Raw genomic sequence first — 17712 nt, 5'->3', positions numbered from 1 at the left:
TCGATCAGTGGATGGCCGGTTCGGGCGCGCCGCCTGCACCCTCGAGGAAGTCGAAGTCGCAGCCCTTGTCGGCCTGGGTGATGTGCTTGGCGAACAACTTGCCGTAACCGCGCGCGAAGGTCGGTTCCGGCCGCTTCCACTCGGCGCGCCTGCGCTCCAGCTCCTCGGCGTCGACGCGCAGGTCGAGCCGCCGGCCGGGCACGTCGAGCTCGACCAGGTCGCCGTCGCGGACCAGCGCGAGCGGCCCGCCCGCGTACGACTCCGGTGCCACGTGCAGCACGCAGGTGCCGTAGCTGGTGCCGCTCATCCGCGCGTCGGAGATCCGGACCATGTCGGTGATCCCGCGTTGCAGCAACTTCTTCGGGATCGGCAGCATCCCCCACTCCGGCATGCCCGGACCGCCGAGCGGCCCGGCACCGCGCAGGACCAGCACCGAGTTCTCGTCGACGTCGAGGTCTTCGGCGTCGATGCGCTCCTCCATGTCCTCGTAGGAGTCGAAGACCACGGCCCTGCCCGCGTGCTGCAGCAGGCCCGGGCTGGCCGCGCTGGTCTTGACCACGCAACCGTCGGGTGCCAGCGACCCGCGCAGCACCGCCAGCCCGCCCTGCTCCGACAGCGGGTTGTCGCGGCGGCGGATCACGTCGGTGTCGTGCACCTCGGCGCCGTCGAGGTCGTCCCCGAGGGTCCGGCCGGTCACCGTGATCGCGTCCCGGTGCAGCAGCTCGCCGAGCTCGGCCATCAGCCCGCGCAAGCCGCCCGCGTCGTGGAAGTCCTCCATCAGGTACTCACCGGACGGCCGGATGTTGGCCAGCGCCGGGACCCGGCGGGACAGGTCGTCGAAGACCTCCAGCGGGAGGTCGACCTCCGCGCGCCCGGCCATCGCGACCAGGTGGATCACCGCGTTCGTCGAACCGCCCATGGCCATCACCACCGCGACGGCGTTCTCGAACGCCTCCCGGGTCAAGATCTCGCGCGGCCTGAAGTCCTCCCAGACGAGGTCGACGATCCGGCGCCCGGTCGCCACCGCCAGCTGCGGGTGGTGGGAGAACGCCGCCGGGATCGACGAGCCGCCGCTGAGCACCAGGCCGAGCGCCTCGGCCGCCGCGGTCATCGTCGAGGCGGTGCCCATCGTCATGCAGTGCCCGGGGGAGCGGGCGATGCCGTCCTCGATCTCGCCCCACTCCCGCTCGCCGAGGGTGCCGGCGCGGCGCTGCGCCCAGTACTTCCAGGTGTCCGACCCGCTGCCCAAGGTCACGCCTTTCCAGCGCCCCTTGAGCATCGGTCCGGCGGGCAGGAAGAGCGACGGCACGTCGACGCTGGTGGCGCCCATGATCAGGCCTGGCGTGGTCTTGTCGCAGCCGCCCATCAGCACGCAGCCGTCGACCGGGTAGGAGCGCAGCAGCTCCTCGGTCTCCATTGCGAGCATGTTCCGGTAGAGCATCGTGGTCGGCTTCTGGAACGGCTCCGACAGCGACATCGCCGGCAGTTCCAGCGGGAACCCGCCCGCCTGGTGCACCCCGCGCTTGACGTCGGCCACCCGCTCGCGGAAGTGCGTGTGGCACGGGTTGATGTCGCTCCAGGTGTTGACGATCCCGATCACGGGCTTGCCGGAGTAGTCCTCAGCGTCGTAGCCCATCTGCTTGGCGCGGGACTTGTGCCCGAACGAGCGCATGGTGTCCACGCCGAACCAGCGGTGACTGCGCAGCTGCTCGGCGGTGAGCCGGGGACGCGACATGGCGGGCTCGCTCCCTTCCTGGAACTTCGCTGTTCGGGCGTCTTGGCTGGCGATCGCGGGCCGCGACCTTGCCTCGCGGTATATGATATCTCAGACCTCCGACGATGCGAAGGGGCGAAGATGGTGGACACCGCGGTCACGGCTTCCGATCCGCTGCCGGAGGGCACGGTCCGGGCGCTGCGCTACGCCAGCACGGCGACCATCACCACGCAGCTGCTCTCGCGCGGGCTGCGCAACCAGTTCATGCAAGGCCTGCGCGCCTTGAACCCCGACCAGACCACCATGGTCGGTGTCGCCTTCACGTTGCGCTACATCCCGGCCCGGGAGGACGTCGACGTGCTGTCGGTCTTCCAGGACTACGACCACCCGCAGCGCAAGGCCGTGGAGTCGGTGAGCCCCGGTGAGGTGCTGGTCATCGACTCGCGCGGGAAGCAGCGCGCGGCGTCCCTCGGCCACATCCTGGCGACCCGGCTGTTGCACCGGGGTTGCGCGGGCGTGGTCACCGACGGATCGGTGCGCGACTCCGACGGCTTCACGAGCCTGGAGATGCCGACGTTCGCGGTGAACCCGTCGGCCAACACGAACCTGATCCAGCACCACGCGGTCGACATGCAGGTGCCGATCGGGTGCTGCGAGGTCGCCGTCTACCCGGGCGACGTGCTCGTCGGCGACGCCGACGGCGTGGTGTGCATCCCCCGCCACCTCGTCGAGGAGGTCGCCGAGGCCGCCGCTGCCCAGGAGCACCTCGAGGAGTTCGTCCTCTCCCGGGTGGAATCCGGGCTGCCCCTGCGCGGAACTTACCCGCCGGATGAGACGAGCCGCGTCGCGTACCAGGAGTGGGCCACCGAAAACCCCTGGCGTTGAAACTTGTTCACAAGATTGGTCTGCGTGGCGGTGCGGGTGGCAGGACCTGGGCGGCTCCGTGGCTCCGTGCGCCGCTCCTTGAGCATGTCTGGACACGCGGCGTCGCGGCGCACTCGCCCCGAGCCGCTCCGGACCTGCGGCGGTGCGAGGTGAGTCCCTCACTTGAAGATGCGGCTGCCGCCGCGGGCCGTCTGGATCTGCGGCGGTGCGAGGTGAGTCCCTCACTTGAAGATGCGGCTGCCGCCGCGGGCCGTCTGGATCTGCGGCGGTGCTGGTTGGTGCCACAGCTGAAGACGGTGACCTCCGCTGCGTTCTGAACAACCCTGGATGTTCTCCGCTGTGGTGCGGAGGTGAGGAGGCGTGGTGCGGGTGTCTGCGGACGTGGTGCGCGAGCTGGTGGTCGACGTCCTCGTGGCGTGGGGCATGGACCAGGACCTGGCTGAGACCACTGCCGAGGTGGTGGTCGGGACGGACTTGGCGGGCATCGACTCGCACGGCGTGTCGATGCTGATGACCTACGAGCAGTTCCGCGCTCAAGGCAGGCTCGACCTGCGCGCGAGACCGACCGTGGTGCGCGAGGACGCCGCGTCCGCGCTGGTCGACGCGCACGGCGGCCTCGGGCACCCGGCGAGCGAGCAGGCCATGCGCCTGGCCATCGACAAGGCCAGTGCCGGAACCGTCGGCGTGGTCTCGGTGGTCAACTCGCACCACTTCGGCGCGGCCGGCCACTACGCCGAGATGGCCGCCCGGCGAGGGCTGATCGGGTTGGTCACCAGCTCGGCCAACCTCCCCGCCTCGCCACCGACCGGCTCGGTGGTTCCCGTGCTGGCCACCAACCCGATCGCGTTCGCCGCACCGGCCCGGCGCAACCCGCACTTCCTGCTCGACATCGCCACCACCACGGCCGCCGTCAACAAGGTCAAGGTCTACGACTTCCAGGGACGCCCGCTGCCCGAAGGCTGGGTCGTCGACGCCGACGCCCGCCCGGTGACCGACTCGCACCGGGCCCTGAACATCCTGCGCCACGAGGACGTCGGCGGCCTGACCCCGCTCGGCGGCACACCCGAGCTGGGCTCGCACAAGGGCTACGGGCTGAGCGTGATGGCACACGTCCTGGCCGCCACGCTCTGCGGCGGTGCCTTCCCGGCCAGCCGCGCACCTGAGGATCCGCACAACATCGGGCACTTCTTCCTCGCCCTCGACCCGAGCGGGTTCCGGCCACCGGGCGAGTTCGAGGACGACCTCGACGACGCCATCGACCACCTGCACGCGACCCCGCCGCTGAACCCGGACGAACCCGTCCTGGTGGCGGGAGATCCGCAAGCCGCCGCACGAGAGGACCGTTCCCGCAACGGGATCCCGATGCCCGACTCGCTCGTCGAGCAGCTGCGCGGTGTCGCCGAGCGCGCCGGGGTGACCTCAGCTCTCCAGGAAGTCCCCTAGCCTCGCGTCCGCGGTGAGCACGTCAGGATCGGTGCGCACGTCCAGCACGCACGGCCGGTCCTCGCCCAGGGCGGCCCGGATCGCCGGCTCCAGCTGCTCGCGGGCGTCGACTGTGTACCCGGCGGCGCCGAGGCTCCGCGCCCACCCGGCGAAGTCCACCGCGCCGATGTCGACCGCGGACATCGCACGGCTGCTCTTCACCTGGTGCAGCGCGATCGTGCCGTACAGGCCGTTCTGGAACACCACCACGACCACGGGAGCCCCGTGCCGCACCGCGGTCTCGACCTCCTGGCCGGTCATCAGAGCGCCGCCGTCGCCGACCATCGCGAGCACGGTGCGCTCCGGAGCGACGAGCTTGGCGGCCACGGCGGCGGGGACCGCGTAGCCCATCGCGCCGTTGCAGGGGCCGAGCTGGGTGCGGGGTTCGGTGAAGCACCAGTAGCGGTGCGCGAACCCGGAGAAGTTGCCCGCGTCGTTGGTGACCACCGCGTCGCGCGGCGCGAGCCGCCGCAGCGCGCGCACCACCTCGGTCGGGTGCAGCGCCGAGCGCGCCGGGAACTCGGGTGGTGCCATGAACTCGGTGACCGCCGCGTGCGCCGCTGACCAGTCGCGCCGCCGTGCCGGGGCCGTCGCGCGCAGCGCGCCGAGCGCCGAGGTCGGCAGCTGGAGGTGTTCCTGCTCGGGGAGCGGGAAGCGGAAGCCCTGGCTGGTCACCTCGTCGAGCCGCATGCCGACCGTGAGCACCACGTCGGCGTTCTCCAACGCTTTGAGCTGCGCGTCCGGCACGGCCAGGCCGAGGTGCCCGGCGAAGTGGGGGTGGTCCTCCGGAAAGGAGTCCTGCCGCCGGAAACCCGTGTACACCGCGAGTCCGAGCTCCTCGGCTGCGGCGACGAGCTCCCGGTGGCTGCGGGGATCCCGGGCACCGGAGATCACCACGGGGCTGCGCGCTGCGGCCAGGCGCTCAGCCACCCCGGCGACGTCCGGTTCCTCGGCGACGACGGCACCCGGGGCCGGGAGCGGCCCGGGGAAGGGCTCGTCCCAGAAGTCGCTGGGCACCGCCACCACGGCCGGCCCAGGGCGGGGGCCGGTGGCCTGCGCGAGCGCCTCGGCGACCAGACCGGGCACCTCGGCCGCCGTGGCGGGCTGCGCCGTCCAGTTCGCCAGCGGCGCGTACAGGGCCGCGAGGTCGACCTCCTGGAAGCTCTCGCGGCCCAGCTTGGTCGAGGGCACCTGGCCGAGCAGGACCACCATCGGGGTGTGGTCCTGCCGCGCGGTGTGCACGCCGATGGACAGGTTCGTCGCGCCCGGGCCGCGACTGGCCATCGCCACCGCGGGCACCCCGCTCAACTTGGCGCACGCTTCGGCCATGAACGCGGCACCGCTCTCGTGCCGCGTCGAGACCAGCGTCAGCTCGGGTGTCCCGGTGAACGCGTCGAGCAGGCCCAGGAACGACTCGCCGGGCACGGTGAAGCCGTGTTCGACTCCCGCGTCGGCGAGCACGCGGGTCACGGTCTGGGCGACGGTGCGCATGGTTCCCTCGCAGCATTCGATCTCGCAGTGTGGTATATCATACACCGTGAGGACGCCAGGTCGGGAACCCGCAGGTCGTCCGGCCGTGTCGGGCGCCCGTGACATATCATCGGGGGTGTGACCCAGCTGGCCAGTGACTCTTCCAGGCTGCGTCCCCTGAACGGGCCTGCCAGCCGCACCGACCTGGTCGCGGACTCCCTCCGCAACGCGATCCTCGCCGGTGAGCTGCGCCCCGGGGAGACGTTGGTCGAGCGGCGCCTGTCGGAGCTGCTCGGCGTGTCCAAGACACCGGTGCGCGAGGCGCTGATCGGCATGGCCCACACCGGCCTGGTCACGGTGGTGCCGAACAAGGGGATCACCGTCCGCACGCTCACCCTCGAAGACGTCCGCAAGGTCTACGAGGTCCGGCTGCTGCTGGAGCCGTGGGCCGTCAGGACCACCACCCGCTGCGAGTCCGCCGACGTGGTGCACCGTGCTCAGGGCGCGCTCAACGAGGCCGCCGGACTGCTCAGCGCGGGCGAAAACCACGAGTTGAGCATGGCCAACCGCCGCTTCCACCGGTCGCTGTACTCCGGCTGCGGCAACGCCCTGGTCGTCGACCAGCTCGACGACCTGCAGGACCTCACCGCGCTCGGTGTCGTCAACCTGCTGTGGGACCGCTGGCCGACCTGGCGGGAGGAGTTCGTCGAGCACGCCGAGATCCTCGCCGCGGTCAGCGACGGCAACGAGGACGAAGCCGAACGCCTCGTCCGGGACCACATCCAGAAGTCCCTCACCAACCTCGAAGCGGCCGAGAAGGCCGAGTCCTGAACGAGAACGGTCCCCTCCGCGGAGGGGACCGTCGTGGATCACCCGAACATCGGTGCCTGCTCGTCGAGGGGCTTGACCTTCACCACGAACGCGTAGACGAGGGCCCCCAGCACGCACATCGCGCCGGCGAACACCAGCGGCCACACGTAGGCGAACTGCCCGGTGCCGAGCAGGAAACCGATCACGATCGGCCCGATGATGCCGCCGAGCTGCGATCCGAAGTTCTGCACCCCGGTCAGCGACGCCACGTTGCGCGGCGTCGGCGCGACGTCCGCGGGCAGCGACAGCAGCGCGCCGGTGGACACCGCCGCGCTGCAGTAGGACACCGTCAGGAACGCCAGCGCCCACACCGGGTTCGGCGCGATCGAGGCCAGCGCGATCGTCGAGGCTCCGAGCATGCCGACCACCAGCGGGATCTTGCGCGCCAACGCCAGCGGGGTGCCGCGCCGGACCAGCCAGTCGGAGAACAAGCCGCCGAGCCAGTTGGCCACCATCGCCGCCAGGCCCGGGATCGCGCCGTACAGGCCGAGTTCCAGCAGTGAGAAGCCCTGCTGGTTGACCAGGAAGTCCGGGTACCAGGTGATGAAGAAGTAGATGATCACGCCGCGGCAGGTGTAGCCGGCCACCAGCGCCCACGTCGTGGAGTAGCGGAACAGGTCCCGCCACTTCATCGGTTGCTTGCCGCCCTCGTCGAGCTCCTTCTCCTCGGTGCGGCCGCCGCCCCGCTCGATGTAGTCGATCTCGGCCTGGTTGACCCACTTCTGCTTCCGCGGTGAGCGGTAGACGAGCAGCCACACCGCGACCCACACCAGGCCCAGCGCACCGGTGACGAGGAACGAGCCGCGCCAGCCGACCAGCGCGATCAGCAACGTCACCAGCGGAACCGACAGCGCGCTGCCGAACTCCGAGCCCGTGTCGAAGAGGGACGACGCGAAAGCCCGCTCCTTGCGGGGGAACCACTCCGACACCACGCGGGCGTTGGCCGACTGCACGGGCGCCTCGCCGACGCCCAGCGCGAGCCTGCACCCGATCACTCCGGCGAAACCCCGGGTCAGAGCCGTCGCCGCGGTGCCGATCGACCACCACACCACGGCCACCGCGTAGAGCACCCGCGGTCCGTAGCGGTCGACCAGCCAGCCGCCCGGCAGCTGGAAGATCGCGTAGGTCCAGAAGAACGACGACAGCATGACGCCCTTGAGCTCGTCGGAGAACTGGAGCTCCTGCTGCATCGGATCGCTGGCGACGCTGAGGTTCGCGCGGTCGATGTAGGCGATGGCGGTCGCCAAGGCGACCAGGACGACCATCAGCCAGCGGACCTGGGACCGCTTGCCCGTGGCCTGCCCGGTGGCGGCCGTGGACGTGGCGGGATCGTGCATGCAACCACCCCGTTGTGACGCATGATATCTCATATCCCACGCTAGGTGAGCGGTGTGGCGTGGTCAACAACCGGTGCGCGAGCGGAGGGCGGCCCGTTCCAGCCGGACCGCCCTCCCGCTCGGCGACTACTGCGGGGAGAGCACCGTGAGCAGCTGGGTGGCGCGGCTGAGCGCGACGTACAGCGCACGCCGACCCGTGGTCGACTCGGCGGCCAGCCCCTCGGGGTCGACCACCGCCACCGCGTCGTACTCCATGCCCTTGGCGTCGAGGCTGCCGACCACCCGCAGCCGCGGCTCGTCCACATCGGACAGCCAGGCTCGGACCTCGTCCCTGCGGAACATCGTGGTGATGACGCCGACCGTGCCTTCCGCACGCTGCAGCAGGTCCGCGATCACGTCCCGGGTGGTGGTGGGCAGCTCGTCCGCGGGCACCTCGCGCACGTCCGGTTCGACGCCCGTCGTGCGCACCGCTGTCGGCAGGTCGTCCGGGTTGACCAGGTCGCGCACCGCGTTCGCGGCGTGGTCGAAGATCTCCGCCGAGTTCCGGTAGTTCGTGCGCAACGTGAACGTGCGGTGCGCGCGCTGGGCGCTCAGCGCCTCCGCGCGGGCCGTGGCGGCCTCCGCCGGGTCCGGCCAGGAGGACTGGACCGGGTCGCCCACGATGGTCCAGCTCGCGTGCCGGCCGCGACGGCCGACCATCCGCCACTGCATCGGCGAGAGGTCCTGCGCCTCGTCGACCACCACGTGCGCGTACTCGTCGTAGTTGACCGCGCGGCGCGGCTGTTCGGCTTCCGGGTCGGTGCGGGCGGGGCGCTTCGGCGGCGGACCGATCGTGGTCCGCAGCTCGTCGATCAGGGCGATGTCGGCCACCGTCCACTCGGACGGGTTCGAATTGGTGAGCGACGCCCAGGACTTCGCCAGCAGGTCGACCTCGTCGGCCGCCAGCAGCCGCCGCGCAGCGCGCGCGAGGCGCTCGGGGTCGGACAGCCAGCGCAGCACCTGCACCGGGTACAGCGGGGGCCACCAGGCGACCAGGAACCGGTGGAACTCGATGCGCTCACCGATCTCGCTGATCAGCTGGTCGCGGTCGGGCTGGAAGTTCTCGCCCGCCAGTCCGCGCGCCTGCTGCCACAGGGCCTCCAGCAACGCGTCGGCGGCCTTCATCCGCATCTTGTTCGGCTGACCGCCCTTGTTGTGCAGGCTCCGGCGGATCCGCTTGAGCTCGTCGGCCTCCAGCTTGAGCACGGTGCCCCGGTAGAACAGCTGGAGCGTGTCGGGCGCGTCCGGCGGCGGGAGGCGCAGCGCGCGGCGCAGCACCTTGACCATCCGGGAGGAGCCCTTGACCTCGGCGGTGCGCGGATCGTCCATCTTGGCGGTGCTGATCCCGTCGAGCACCTCGCCGAGCGCCCGCAGCTCCACGTTGTGCTCGCCCATCGACGGCAGCACCCGCGAGATGTAGCTCATGAACACCGGCGACGGTCCGACGACCAGCACGCCGGGGCCGCCCAGCTTCCGCTGCTCGCGGTAGAGGAGGTAGGCGGCGCGGTGCAGCGCGACGGCGGTCTTGCCGGTGCCCGGGCCACCGGTGATCTCGGTGACGCCGCCCTCGGGTGCGCGGATCGCCTCGTCCTGCTCCTTCTGGATGGTGGCGACGATGTTGCGCATCGTCTCGCCGCGCGACCGCGTCAAGGCCGCCATCAGCGCGCCGTCACCGATGACGCGCATGTCGGTCGGGGCCCGGTCGGGGGCGAGCAGGTCGTCGGAGACGTCGACCACCTGCTCGCGCGAGCAGCGGATCACCCGCCGGCGGACCACGTCCTGCGGGTGCTCGGGCGTGGCCTGGTAGAAGGCGGCGGCCAGCGGAGCCCGCCAGTCCACCAGCAGGTTGTCGAAGCGCTCGTCCCGGATGCCCAACCGGCCGATGTGGACCACGTCGCCGGTGCCCAGGTCGAGGCGGCCGAACACCAGGCCCTCGGATTCGGCGTTGAGCGCCTGCAGCGTCCGGTTGGCGTGGTGGAGCATCACGTCGCGCTCGTTGAGCGCCTCGGGCGTGGCCTCACGCCCGTACTCGTAGCTCTTGTCGCGCATCGCCTCGGCTTCGGAGCGCAGCTCGTCGAGCCGGGCGTACACGCGGTCCACGTGCTCCTGCTCGACCGCGATCTCGGCCTGCTTCTCGGATGCTTCGGACACCTGTGAGTTTCTCCCGGTCTGGCGCGGTGGGCAGACCTGACAGAATACGCGCGAACCCGTGCAGCCCAACGTGTCCCGCCCTCCACCGGGGGAGGTCGGCGGGCGTAAGATGCGGGGTGGTGGCGGACCCGCGGAACAGCCGCCGACCAGCGGTGCGCGACGATGAGCGGGTGACGCGGATCGTGGCGGGGAGCGCGGGCGGCCGACGCCTGGAAGTGCCCCCGAAGGGGACCAGGCCGACCTCCGAGCGGGTCCGCGAAGCGCTGTTCAACTCCTTGGAGACGATGCTCGACATCGAGGGCCTGCGCGTGCTCGACCTCTACGGCGGTTCCGGGGCGCTCGGGTTCGAGGCGCTCTCCCGCGGTGCCGGGCACGCCACGTTCGTCGAGTCCGACCGCCGTGCGGCCCAAGTCCTCAAGCGCAACGCGACCGCCCTCGGCTTCCGCGACGTTCGGGTCGAGCAGGCCAAGGCCGAGACGCTCACCGCCACCACGGCCGACGAACCCTACGACGTGGTGCTCGCCGACCCGCCCTACGACCTCTCCGCTGAGCTGCTGCAACGCGTGCTGGACGGGCTGGTGGCCCACGGCTGGGTCGGGCCGGGGAGCGTGGTGGTCGTGGAACGCGCGGTCCGCAGCGGGGACCCGGAGTGGCCGGCTCCGCTCGAGGCGGTGCGCTCGAAGCGCTACGGCGACACCGCGGTGCACTGGGCCGTGATCGACGAGCGGTGACCCAGGACACGTGGGCCTGGGGATCCCGTGGTCGTGCTGCTAACGTCCCGCACATGAGGCGTGCGGTATGTCCAGGTTCATACGACCCCGTCACCAACGGTCATCTGGACATCATCGAGCGAGCGTCCGGCCTGTTCGACGAGGTCGTCGTCGCGGTGCTGATCAACAAGAGCAAGAAGAGCTTGTTCAGCGTTGAGGAGCGCCTCGAGATGCTGCGCGAGGTCACCGCCCCCTGGCCCAACGTGCGCATCGACGCCTGGCACGGCCTCCTGGTCGAGTACTGCAAGGCCAACGACATCGGCGCGATCGTCAAGGGCCTGCGCGCCGTGAGCGACTTCGACTACGAGCTGCAGATGGCGCAGATGAACCAGCAGCTGTCCGGGGTCGAGACGATGTTCATGTCGACCAACCCGCTCTACAGCTTCCTGGCGTCGTCGCTGGTCAAGGAGGTCGCCACCTACGGTGGGGACGTCTCCAACCTGCTCCCGCCCAAGATCGAGCAGCGGCTCCGCGAGCGCATCGCCGAGAACGGCTGAGCGCCCTGGCGCCGGCGGGCTGACGCCCCTGGCGTGGGTCCGCCGACCACCACGAGAGCCGCGGCCTCACCCCTTCGTGCTCGATCGGTGGCTTGACACGCGGATGGCTGATTTCCCGCTGGTGTGCGCCCCGCGCAGGCAGACTGTGAGGGGAACGGCCCGTGATCGGCATCGCGTGGCGTTCTGAGATGCTTGAGCGGCGCGGCGCTGAACGACTGCAGGGAGATCATGGTGTACCGGGTGTTCGAGGCCCTCGACGAGCTCGTCACGATCGTCGAAGAGGCGCGTGGCGTCCCCATGACCTCGGGTTGTGTGGTGCCCCGCGGAGACGTGCTGGAACTGCTCGACGACGTGCGGGACGCGATCCCGCAGGAGCTCGACGACGCTCAGGACGTGCTCGACCACCGCGACGAGGTGGTCACCAAGGCGCAGACCGAGGCCGACAAGTCCGTGGCCGAGGCCCGTTCCGAGGCCGAGCGCACCCTCGCCGAAGCCCGCGCCGAGGCCGAGCAGCTGCTCGCCGAGGCCCGCGAGCAGGCCGACCACGTGCTGTCGGACGCGCGCGGCCAGGCCGAGCAGACCGTCACGGCCGGTCGGCGCGAGTACGAGGACTACGTCAGCCGTGCGCAGTCCGAGGCCGACCGCATGGTGCAGGCCGGTCGCGCCGCCTACGAGCAGTCGGTGCACGAGGGCAAGGCCGAGCAGGCCCGCCTGGTCACCGACACCGAGGTCGCGCAGGCCGCCAACGCCGAGTCCAAGCGGATCGTGGACGAGGCCCACGAGGAGGCGGAGCGGCTGCGCAGCGAGTGCGACGCCTACGTCGACGCCCGCCTGGCCGACTTCGAAGACCTGCTCAGCCGCACCCTGCGCACGGTCGGCAAGGGCCGCCAGCAGCTGCGCAGCCCGATGGGCGCTCCGTTCGACTACGAGGAGTGGCAGCCCTCCGCTGGCGCGAACTGATCACGGCTCCTTCAGGACCTGGTGCGTGGCCACGGTCGCGGCGGTCGCCACCAGCAGCGGCGAGATCAGCAGCACCAGGTGGGCCGTGATCGGGCCGGTGTAGGCCAGGTGCCCGTAGACGATGGCGTCGATCCGGACCGCGCTGTGGAACGACAGCGCGGACACCGCGGACGTCAGCAGCGCGAGCAGCCAGCACACGAAGCCGGCGTGCCGCCAGCGGGCGGCCTCGTCCGCGTGGAAGCGCCCGGCGCGCACGCACCGCTTGCCGGTGAACAGCGCCAGCGAGCACACCAGCGCCATGACGGCTGCCGCAGAGCCCAGCACGACGGCCAGCACCGGGATGGGGACGGTCGGGTGCGGCGCGAAGTAGCCGCAGAGGAGGATCACAGCGCAGGACAGCACGCTCAGCGCGATCGCGAGCGAGCCCAGCGCGGTGCAGGCGTTCCTGGTCCCGCGCACCTGGTCGGGCGGGAGGTCGGCGAACCGGTGCACGGGTTCGCCGAGCCGGGGTCTCTCGTCGGTCATGGTTCGTCCACGCTTCGCGAATTCCCCGACTGATGATTTTCCCCGCACGGTAATCCGCTGTTGGCGGGAGGGGAAGTTCTGGCTGCCGGACCAGCTGATCGGCCGAGTGGTCCAACCAGTCGAGCCGGGCCGTGCCGCGCTGGACCGGGGCTGGTGTCGTTCATCGCGGGGCGTCACGTACGCTGGGAGGGCTGACTTGGGACGCAGTGCCCGATTCGTCGGGGTCCGTTCCCAACGTCGGACCAATGCCCGTTCATCAAGCACCGAAATTCGTGATGTCTCAGAGCCATGAACCGCGCACTGCGCAAGCCGGCCCTTGGGTGATCGACACCCGGGAGATCGGCCACCGGCCCGGCAGCAGCCGTGCCTACACGCGCAAGGCCCCGGCGCCGGCCGGCTTCGGGCTGGACATGATCAAGGTGCCCGAGGGCGAGCCGGTGGAGCTGGACCTGCTGGCCGAGTCCGTGGTGGAGGGCGTGTTGGTGTCGGGCACGGCATCGGCCGCGCTGGCCGGCGAGTGCGCGCGGTGCCTGGACCCGGTCTCCGAGGAGGTCGAGGTCGAGCTCCGCGAGCTGTTCGCCTACCCGGACAGCGCTACCGACACCAGCACCGATGACGACGAGGTGGAGCGGGTCGTGGACGACCTGATCGACCTCGAACCGGTGGTGCGGGACGCGATGTTGCTGTCGCTTCCCTCCTCACCGTTGTGCTCGCCGGACTGCCAGGGGCTGTGCTCCGGGTGCGGCGTGAAGTGGGCCGAGCTCGCCCCCGAGCACACGCATGAGACCATTGATCCTCGCTGGGCCGCGCTTCAAGAGCGGTTCGGCGGTACCGAAGAGGAGAAGTAGTCGTGGCCGTCCCGAAGCGCAAGATGTCCCGGGCCAACACCCGTCACCGCCGTTCGTCGTGGAAGACCTCGGCGCCGACGCTGGTCGAGTGCTCGAACCGCTCCTGCCGTGAGCAGAAGCTGCCGCACGTCGTCTGCCCGGCCTGCGGTCAGTACGACGGCCGTCAGGTCGTCCAGCCCGCCTGAGCGGCGGTCACGTAGTGGGGGGAAAGCAGTCACGAGCCCGTCAGGTGGACCGGGCTCCGTTGTTGGCAGCGCTCGGCGTCGAACTCGACGCCGAGCTCCTCACCCTTGCCCTCACCCACCGCTCGTACGCGTACGAGAACGGCGGTCTCCCGCCGAACGAGCGGTTGGAGTTCCTCGGCGACGCGGTGCTCGGCCTGGTGATCACCGATCACCTCTACAACGAGCACCCGGACCTGCCGGAGGGGCAGCTCGCGAAGCTGCGTGCCAGCGTGGTCAACATGCACGCGCTGGCCGGAGTGGCGCGCGGGCTCGGTGAGGGCGGACTCGGTGAGTACCTGCTGCTGGGACGTGGCGAGGAGCTCACGGGGGGCCGTGACAAGGCGAGCATCCTCGCTGACGGCTTGGAGGCGGTGCTCGGCGCCGTCTACCTGGCCGAGGGCATCGACGTCGCCCGTGCGGTCGTGCACAAGCTCTTCCAGCCGCTGCTGGCCGAAGCGCCGCAGCGCGGTGCCGGCCTGGACTGGAAGACCAGCCTGCAGGAGCTGACCGCCTCCGCGGGGCTCGGGGTGCCCGAGTACCGCGTGGAAGAGGAAGGCCCGGACCACCGCAAGGAGTTCAGCGCCTTCGTCGTGGTCGGTGGTCAGACCTACGGTCGCGGCGACGGCCGCACCAAGAAGGAAGCCGAGCAGAAAGCGGCCGAAGCGGCCTGGCGCCAGCTTGACGAGCAGGTCAACGCCGCCGCTGCGGCCGAGGACGGCTCGACCGCAGCCGAGGAGAGCTCGGCGGCCGACTCCGCGTCCTGAGCGCGCGAGTCCTCTGACCGGAAGGGGTGTGAGCAGGGCCCGCCCTGCTCACACCCCTTTTTGCGCGCCCGCCTCCGGAGGCTCCTCGTCCGTGGGTGAGGATGTGCTCGTGCCTGAGTTGCCCGAGGTCGAGGTCGTCCGCCGCGGAGTCTCCGAACACGCCGCGGGCCGGAAGCTCTCCAGCGTCGAAGTCCTGCACCCGCGCGCCGTCCGCCGCCACGTCCCCGGCGCGCAGGACCTCGCGGCCCGGCTCGCCGGACGGGTGCTCACCGCCGCGCGGAGGCGGGGCAAGTACCTGTGGATCGAACTCGGAGGCGGCTCCGGGGAGACCGACGGCGAAGCCCTCGTCGTGCACCTGGGCATGAGCGGTCAGCTGCTCGTCCAGCCCACCGACGCGCCCGCTGAGAAGCACCTGCGGGTGCGGATGCGCTTCACCGACGACGGTCCTGAGCTGCGGTTCGTCGACCAGCGCACCTTCGGCGGGCTGCAGCTCGCCGAGCTGGTCGAGGTCGACGGGGTCGCCCTGCCGGAGCCGGTCGCGCACATCGCCCCGGACCCGCTCGAGCCGGTGTTCGACCTGACGCGGCTGACCGAGCGGCTGCGCTCCCGCCGCACGGGCATCAAGCGCGCGCTGCTCGACCAGAGCCTGGTGTCCGGGATCGGCAACATCTACGCCGACGAGGCCCTGTGGCGGGCCAAGCTGCACTGGGCCCGTCCGACGTCGACCATGACGCGGCCGAAGGTCCGCGAGCTGGTCCGAGCGGTCACCGACGTCATCGGGGAAGCCCTGCACGCGGGCGGCACGTCCTTCGACGCGCTCTACGTCAACGTCAACGGCGAGTCGGGTTACTTCGACCGCTCGCTCGCGGTCTACGGGCAGGCCGGCAACCCGTGCCCGCGCTGCGGGGCGTCGATCCGCCGGGACCCCTGGATGAACCGTTCCGCCTTCAGCTGCCCGGTCTGCCAGCCCAAACCCCGCAACGCCCACCTCTAGGGCGAGTTCAGGCCCTGCCCCGTCGAACGGGGCAGGGCCTGAAGACTCCGGCTCTCTTCCGACGTCCGGGAAGGCGGCGACCGGTCCGGGCGATCGTGCGGCCGGCCAGGGCCGCGACCAACCACCCGAACGACACCCCGCACCGCTGGCGGCGGCAGCCCCGCCACCGGGTGCCTCGCGCCCACCTCACGAGTCGAGCTCGAGGTCACGGCGCCGGGTGTGCTGCATCCGTCACCCGCCCGGGGGAGGGGTGGACATTTCGCGCGAGTTGTCCACCCCTCCCCCCGAAGTGGAGCCTGGTGCGGGTGCCCTTCGGGGTGTGGGTCAGAGCTTGATCGTCGGGTTGTGCAGGTCGAACCAGACCGCGAGGTCGAGGGCGCGCTCGAAGGTGTGACGGGCGGCCGTGTCGATGCTCGCCGGGTCCTGTTCGACCGCCTCGGCGATCCACTTCTGGTTGAGCACCGACAGCCCGGGGTTGCCGGCCTTGACCAGGTCGCGGACCTGGCGCTGCAGCGCCGCCGCGTACTTCGGGTCCTGAGTGGACGGGTACGGGCTCTTCACCCGCTCGACCACGGACTTCGGCAGCGTGTCGGCGGTGGCGTGTCGCAGAAGGCTCTTCTCGCGACCGTCGAAGGTCTTCAGCGACCACGGGGTGTTGAAGACGTACTCCACCAGGCGGTGGTCGCAGAAGGGCACGCGCACCTCGAGGCCGACCGCCATGCTCATCCGGTCCTTGCGGTCGAGCAGGATGCGCACGAAGCGGGTCAGGTGCAGGTAGCAGATCTCCCGCATCCGCCGCTCCAGGTCGCTCTCCCCGTCAAGGGTGGGGACCTCGCTCAGCGCGGTGCGGTAGCCGTCGGCGATGAACGACGGCATGTCCAGCGCCGCGGAGACCTCCGGGTCGAGCACGTCGAAGCCCGCACCCTGGCTCTGCACGGCCGCCAGCCACGGGAAGGTGTCCGCCGCACGCACGTCCGGGTCGTGGAACCACTTGTAGCCGCCGAAGACCTCGTCGGCGGACTCACCGGACAGCGCCACCGTGGAGTGCTGCCGGATCGCCTTGAACAGCAGGTACAGCGACTGGTCCATGTCGCCCAGGCCCATCGGGAAGTCGCGGGCCTGCACGGTCGCGCGGCGCACCTCCGGGTCGGCGAGGGTGTCGGGGTCGAGGATGATGTCCTGGTGCTGCGAGCCGACGTGCTCGGCGACGTCGCGCACGTACGGACCGTCCGGGGTCGCGCGCAGCGGGTCGGGCACGAAGTTCTCGGTCTGGCCGAGGAAGTCGACCGCGAAGCTGCGCACCTGCTCACCGCTCTTGGCGAGGTGCAGGCCGGACAGCGCGGTGATGGCGCTGGAGTCGAGACCGCCGGAGAGCAGCACGCAGCGCGGGACGTCCGACACCAGCTGGCGCTGCACGATGTCGTCGAGCAGTTCGCGCACGTGCCCCACGGACGCCTGCTGGTCGTCGGTGTGCTCCGTGGCCTGCAGCTTCCAGTAGGCCTGCTCGCGCAGCCCCGTGCGGTCGAGGGTGACGACCGTGCCCGGCTCGACCTCGCGCATGCCGGCCCACACGGCCTGGCCCGGGGTCTTGACCATGCCGAACAGCTCGCGCATCCCGTCGGCGTCGACGACCTTCTCGGCCAGCGGGTTGGCCAGGATCGCCTTCGGCTCGGAACCGAAGAGCACGCCGTCCTCGGTGGGGTAGTAGTACAGCGGCTTGATGCCCATCCGGTCGCGGATCAGCAGCAGCCTCTCCTCGTGGGAGTCCCAGATGGCGAAGGCGAACATGCCGTTGAGGTGCTCGGCGACCTGGGCGCCCCACTCGAGGTAGCCGTGCAGGACGACCTCGGTGTCGCTGTCGGTGTCGAAGCGGTGGCCGCGGCGGCGGAGTTCGTCGCGCAGCTCGGTGAAGTTGTAGGCCTCACCGCTGTAGACGATGGCGACCTGGCCGCCCTCGGCCTCCATCGGCTGGGCGCCGCCGGGCAGGTCGATGATGGCCAGTCGCCGGTGCCCGAGCGCGGCGTGCCTGCTCACCCAGGTGTCGCCGGCGTCCGGGCCACGGCACGTCATCGTGTCGCACATGGCGTCGACTGTGGAGCGGTGCTCGGTCAGGTCGCGCTGGAAGTCGATCCAGCCGGAGATTCCGCACATGTCCGGACGTATCCCCAATCTCGTACGTTTC

At 70.9% G+C, this 17712-nt stretch carries 16 protein-coding genes; 10 read left to right on the top strand and 6 right to left on the bottom strand.

Annotated elements, in window-relative coordinates; all coding sequences use genetic code 11:
- Positions 1-4: 4 nt before the first annotated feature.
- Complete coding sequence (gene araD, locus EIL87_RS14520; RefSeq protein WP_125091045.1) at positions 5-1735, bottom strand: L-arabinonate dehydratase; 1731 nt, start codon at positions 1733-1735, stop codon at positions 5-7.
- Positions 1736-1855: 120 nt separating this feature from the next.
- Between araD and EIL87_RS14515 the strand changes: the two genes are divergently transcribed.
- Positions 1856-2599: a ribonuclease activity regulator RraA gene (locus tag EIL87_RS14515; protein WP_125091044.1), complete on the top strand. Its 744-nt coding sequence runs from the start codon at positions 1856-1858 to the stop codon at positions 2597-2599.
- A gap of 363 nt (positions 2600-2962) precedes the next feature.
- The gene (locus EIL87_RS14510) at positions 2963-4042 is read left to right on the top strand and encodes an Ldh family oxidoreductase (protein ID WP_125091043.1); all 1080 of its coding nucleotides are present in this window, start codon (positions 2963-2965) and stop codon (positions 4040-4042) included.
- On the opposite strand, the gene EIL87_RS14505 is transcribed toward EIL87_RS14510, so the two are convergent.
- Positions 4019-5572 (bottom strand): thiamine pyrophosphate-binding protein, encoded by a 1554-nt coding sequence (locus EIL87_RS14505; RefSeq protein ID WP_125091042.1) that lies wholly within the window; start codon positions 5570-5572, stop codon positions 4019-4021. The genes EIL87_RS14510 and EIL87_RS14505 overlap by 24 nt on opposite strands.
- A gap of 117 nt (positions 5573-5689) precedes the next feature.
- Here EIL87_RS14505 and EIL87_RS14500 point away from each other — a divergent pair, with 117 nt between their 5' ends.
- The gene (locus tag EIL87_RS14500) at positions 5690-6382 is read left to right on the top strand and encodes a GntR family transcriptional regulator (RefSeq protein WP_267898851.1); all 693 of its coding nucleotides are present in this window, start codon (positions 5690-5692) and stop codon (positions 6380-6382) included.
- 38 nt (positions 6383-6420) lie between these two features.
- On the opposite strand, the gene EIL87_RS14495 is transcribed toward EIL87_RS14500, so the two are convergent.
- Positions 6421-7758 carry an MFS transporter gene (locus tag EIL87_RS14495; RefSeq protein WP_158628645.1) on the bottom strand — a complete coding sequence of 446 codons (1338 nt, stop codon included), beginning with the start codon at positions 7756-7758 and terminating at the stop codon, positions 6421-6423.
- 126 nt (positions 7759-7884) lie between these two features.
- The gene (locus EIL87_RS14490) at positions 7885-9948 is read right to left on the bottom strand and encodes a HelD family protein (RefSeq protein ID WP_125091040.1); all 2064 of its coding nucleotides are present in this window, start codon (positions 9946-9948) and stop codon (positions 7885-7887) included.
- A 170-nt stretch (positions 9949-10118) separates the two neighbouring features.
- On the opposite strand from EIL87_RS14490, the gene rsmD reads away from it, so the two are divergent.
- The 3 genes from rsmD (at position 10119) to EIL87_RS14475 (ending at position 12175) form a co-directional block, all read left to right on the top strand.
- Positions 10119-10679 (top strand): 16S rRNA (guanine(966)-N(2))-methyltransferase RsmD, encoded by a 561-nt coding sequence (gene rsmD, locus EIL87_RS14485; RefSeq protein WP_125091134.1) that lies wholly within the window; start codon positions 10119-10121, stop codon positions 10677-10679.
- Between the two features lie 53 nt (positions 10680-10732).
- Positions 10733-11215 carry a pantetheine-phosphate adenylyltransferase gene (gene coaD, locus EIL87_RS14480; protein WP_125091039.1) on the top strand — a complete coding sequence of 161 codons (483 nt, stop codon included), beginning with the start codon at positions 10733-10735 and terminating at the stop codon, positions 11213-11215.
- Positions 11216-11446: 231 nt separating this feature from the next.
- On the top strand, positions 11447-12175 hold the full coding sequence (locus tag EIL87_RS14475) for a DivIVA domain-containing protein (RefSeq protein WP_125091133.1): 729 nt from the start codon (positions 11447-11449) through the stop codon (positions 12173-12175).
- Here EIL87_RS14475 and EIL87_RS14470 read toward each other — a convergent pair whose 3' ends face one another.
- Entirely contained in the window at positions 12176-12700 is a 525-nt protein-coding gene (locus EIL87_RS14470; protein ID WP_125091038.1) for a hypothetical protein, read from the bottom strand.
- Between the two features lie 275 nt (positions 12701-12975).
- Between EIL87_RS14470 and EIL87_RS14465 the strand changes: the two genes are divergently transcribed.
- The 4 genes from EIL87_RS14465 (at position 12976) to mutM (ending at position 15530) form a co-directional block, all read left to right on the top strand.
- Positions 12976-13548, top strand: a complete 573-nt coding sequence (locus EIL87_RS14465; protein WP_199740410.1) for a YceD family protein — start codon at positions 12976-12978, stop codon at positions 13546-13548.
- A gap of 2 nt (positions 13549-13550) precedes the next feature.
- Entirely contained in the window at positions 13551-13733 is a 183-nt protein-coding gene (rpmF, locus tag EIL87_RS14460) for a 50S ribosomal protein L32 (RefSeq protein ID WP_125091036.1), read from the top strand.
- A gap of 14 nt (positions 13734-13747) precedes the next feature.
- Positions 13748-14536, top strand: a complete 789-nt coding sequence (gene rnc, locus EIL87_RS14455) for a ribonuclease III (protein ID WP_125091035.1) — start codon at positions 13748-13750, stop codon at positions 14534-14536.
- A 109-nt stretch (positions 14537-14645) separates the two neighbouring features.
- The gene (gene mutM / locus EIL87_RS14450; protein ID WP_125091034.1) at positions 14646-15530 is read left to right on the top strand and encodes a bifunctional DNA-formamidopyrimidine glycosylase/DNA-(apurinic or apyrimidinic site) lyase; all 885 of its coding nucleotides are present in this window, start codon (positions 14646-14648) and stop codon (positions 15528-15530) included.
- Between the two features lie 324 nt (positions 15531-15854).
- Here the strand turns inward: mutM and asnB are convergent, their stop codons facing one another.
- Positions 15855-17681, bottom strand: a complete 1827-nt coding sequence (asnB, locus tag EIL87_RS14445) for an asparagine synthase (glutamine-hydrolyzing) (RefSeq protein WP_125091033.1) — start codon at positions 17679-17681, stop codon at positions 15855-15857.
- Between the last annotated feature and the right edge of the window lie 31 nt (positions 17682-17712).

This window comes from Saccharopolyspora rhizosphaerae (assembly GCF_003931915.1).
In the GTDB taxonomy this organism is placed as follows: domain Bacteria; phylum Actinomycetota; class Actinomycetes; order Mycobacteriales; family Pseudonocardiaceae; genus Saccharopolyspora; species Saccharopolyspora rhizosphaerae.
The sequence above is the reverse complement of the archived record's forward strand: the minus strand, read 5'-3'. Positions and strand labels throughout refer to the sequence as shown.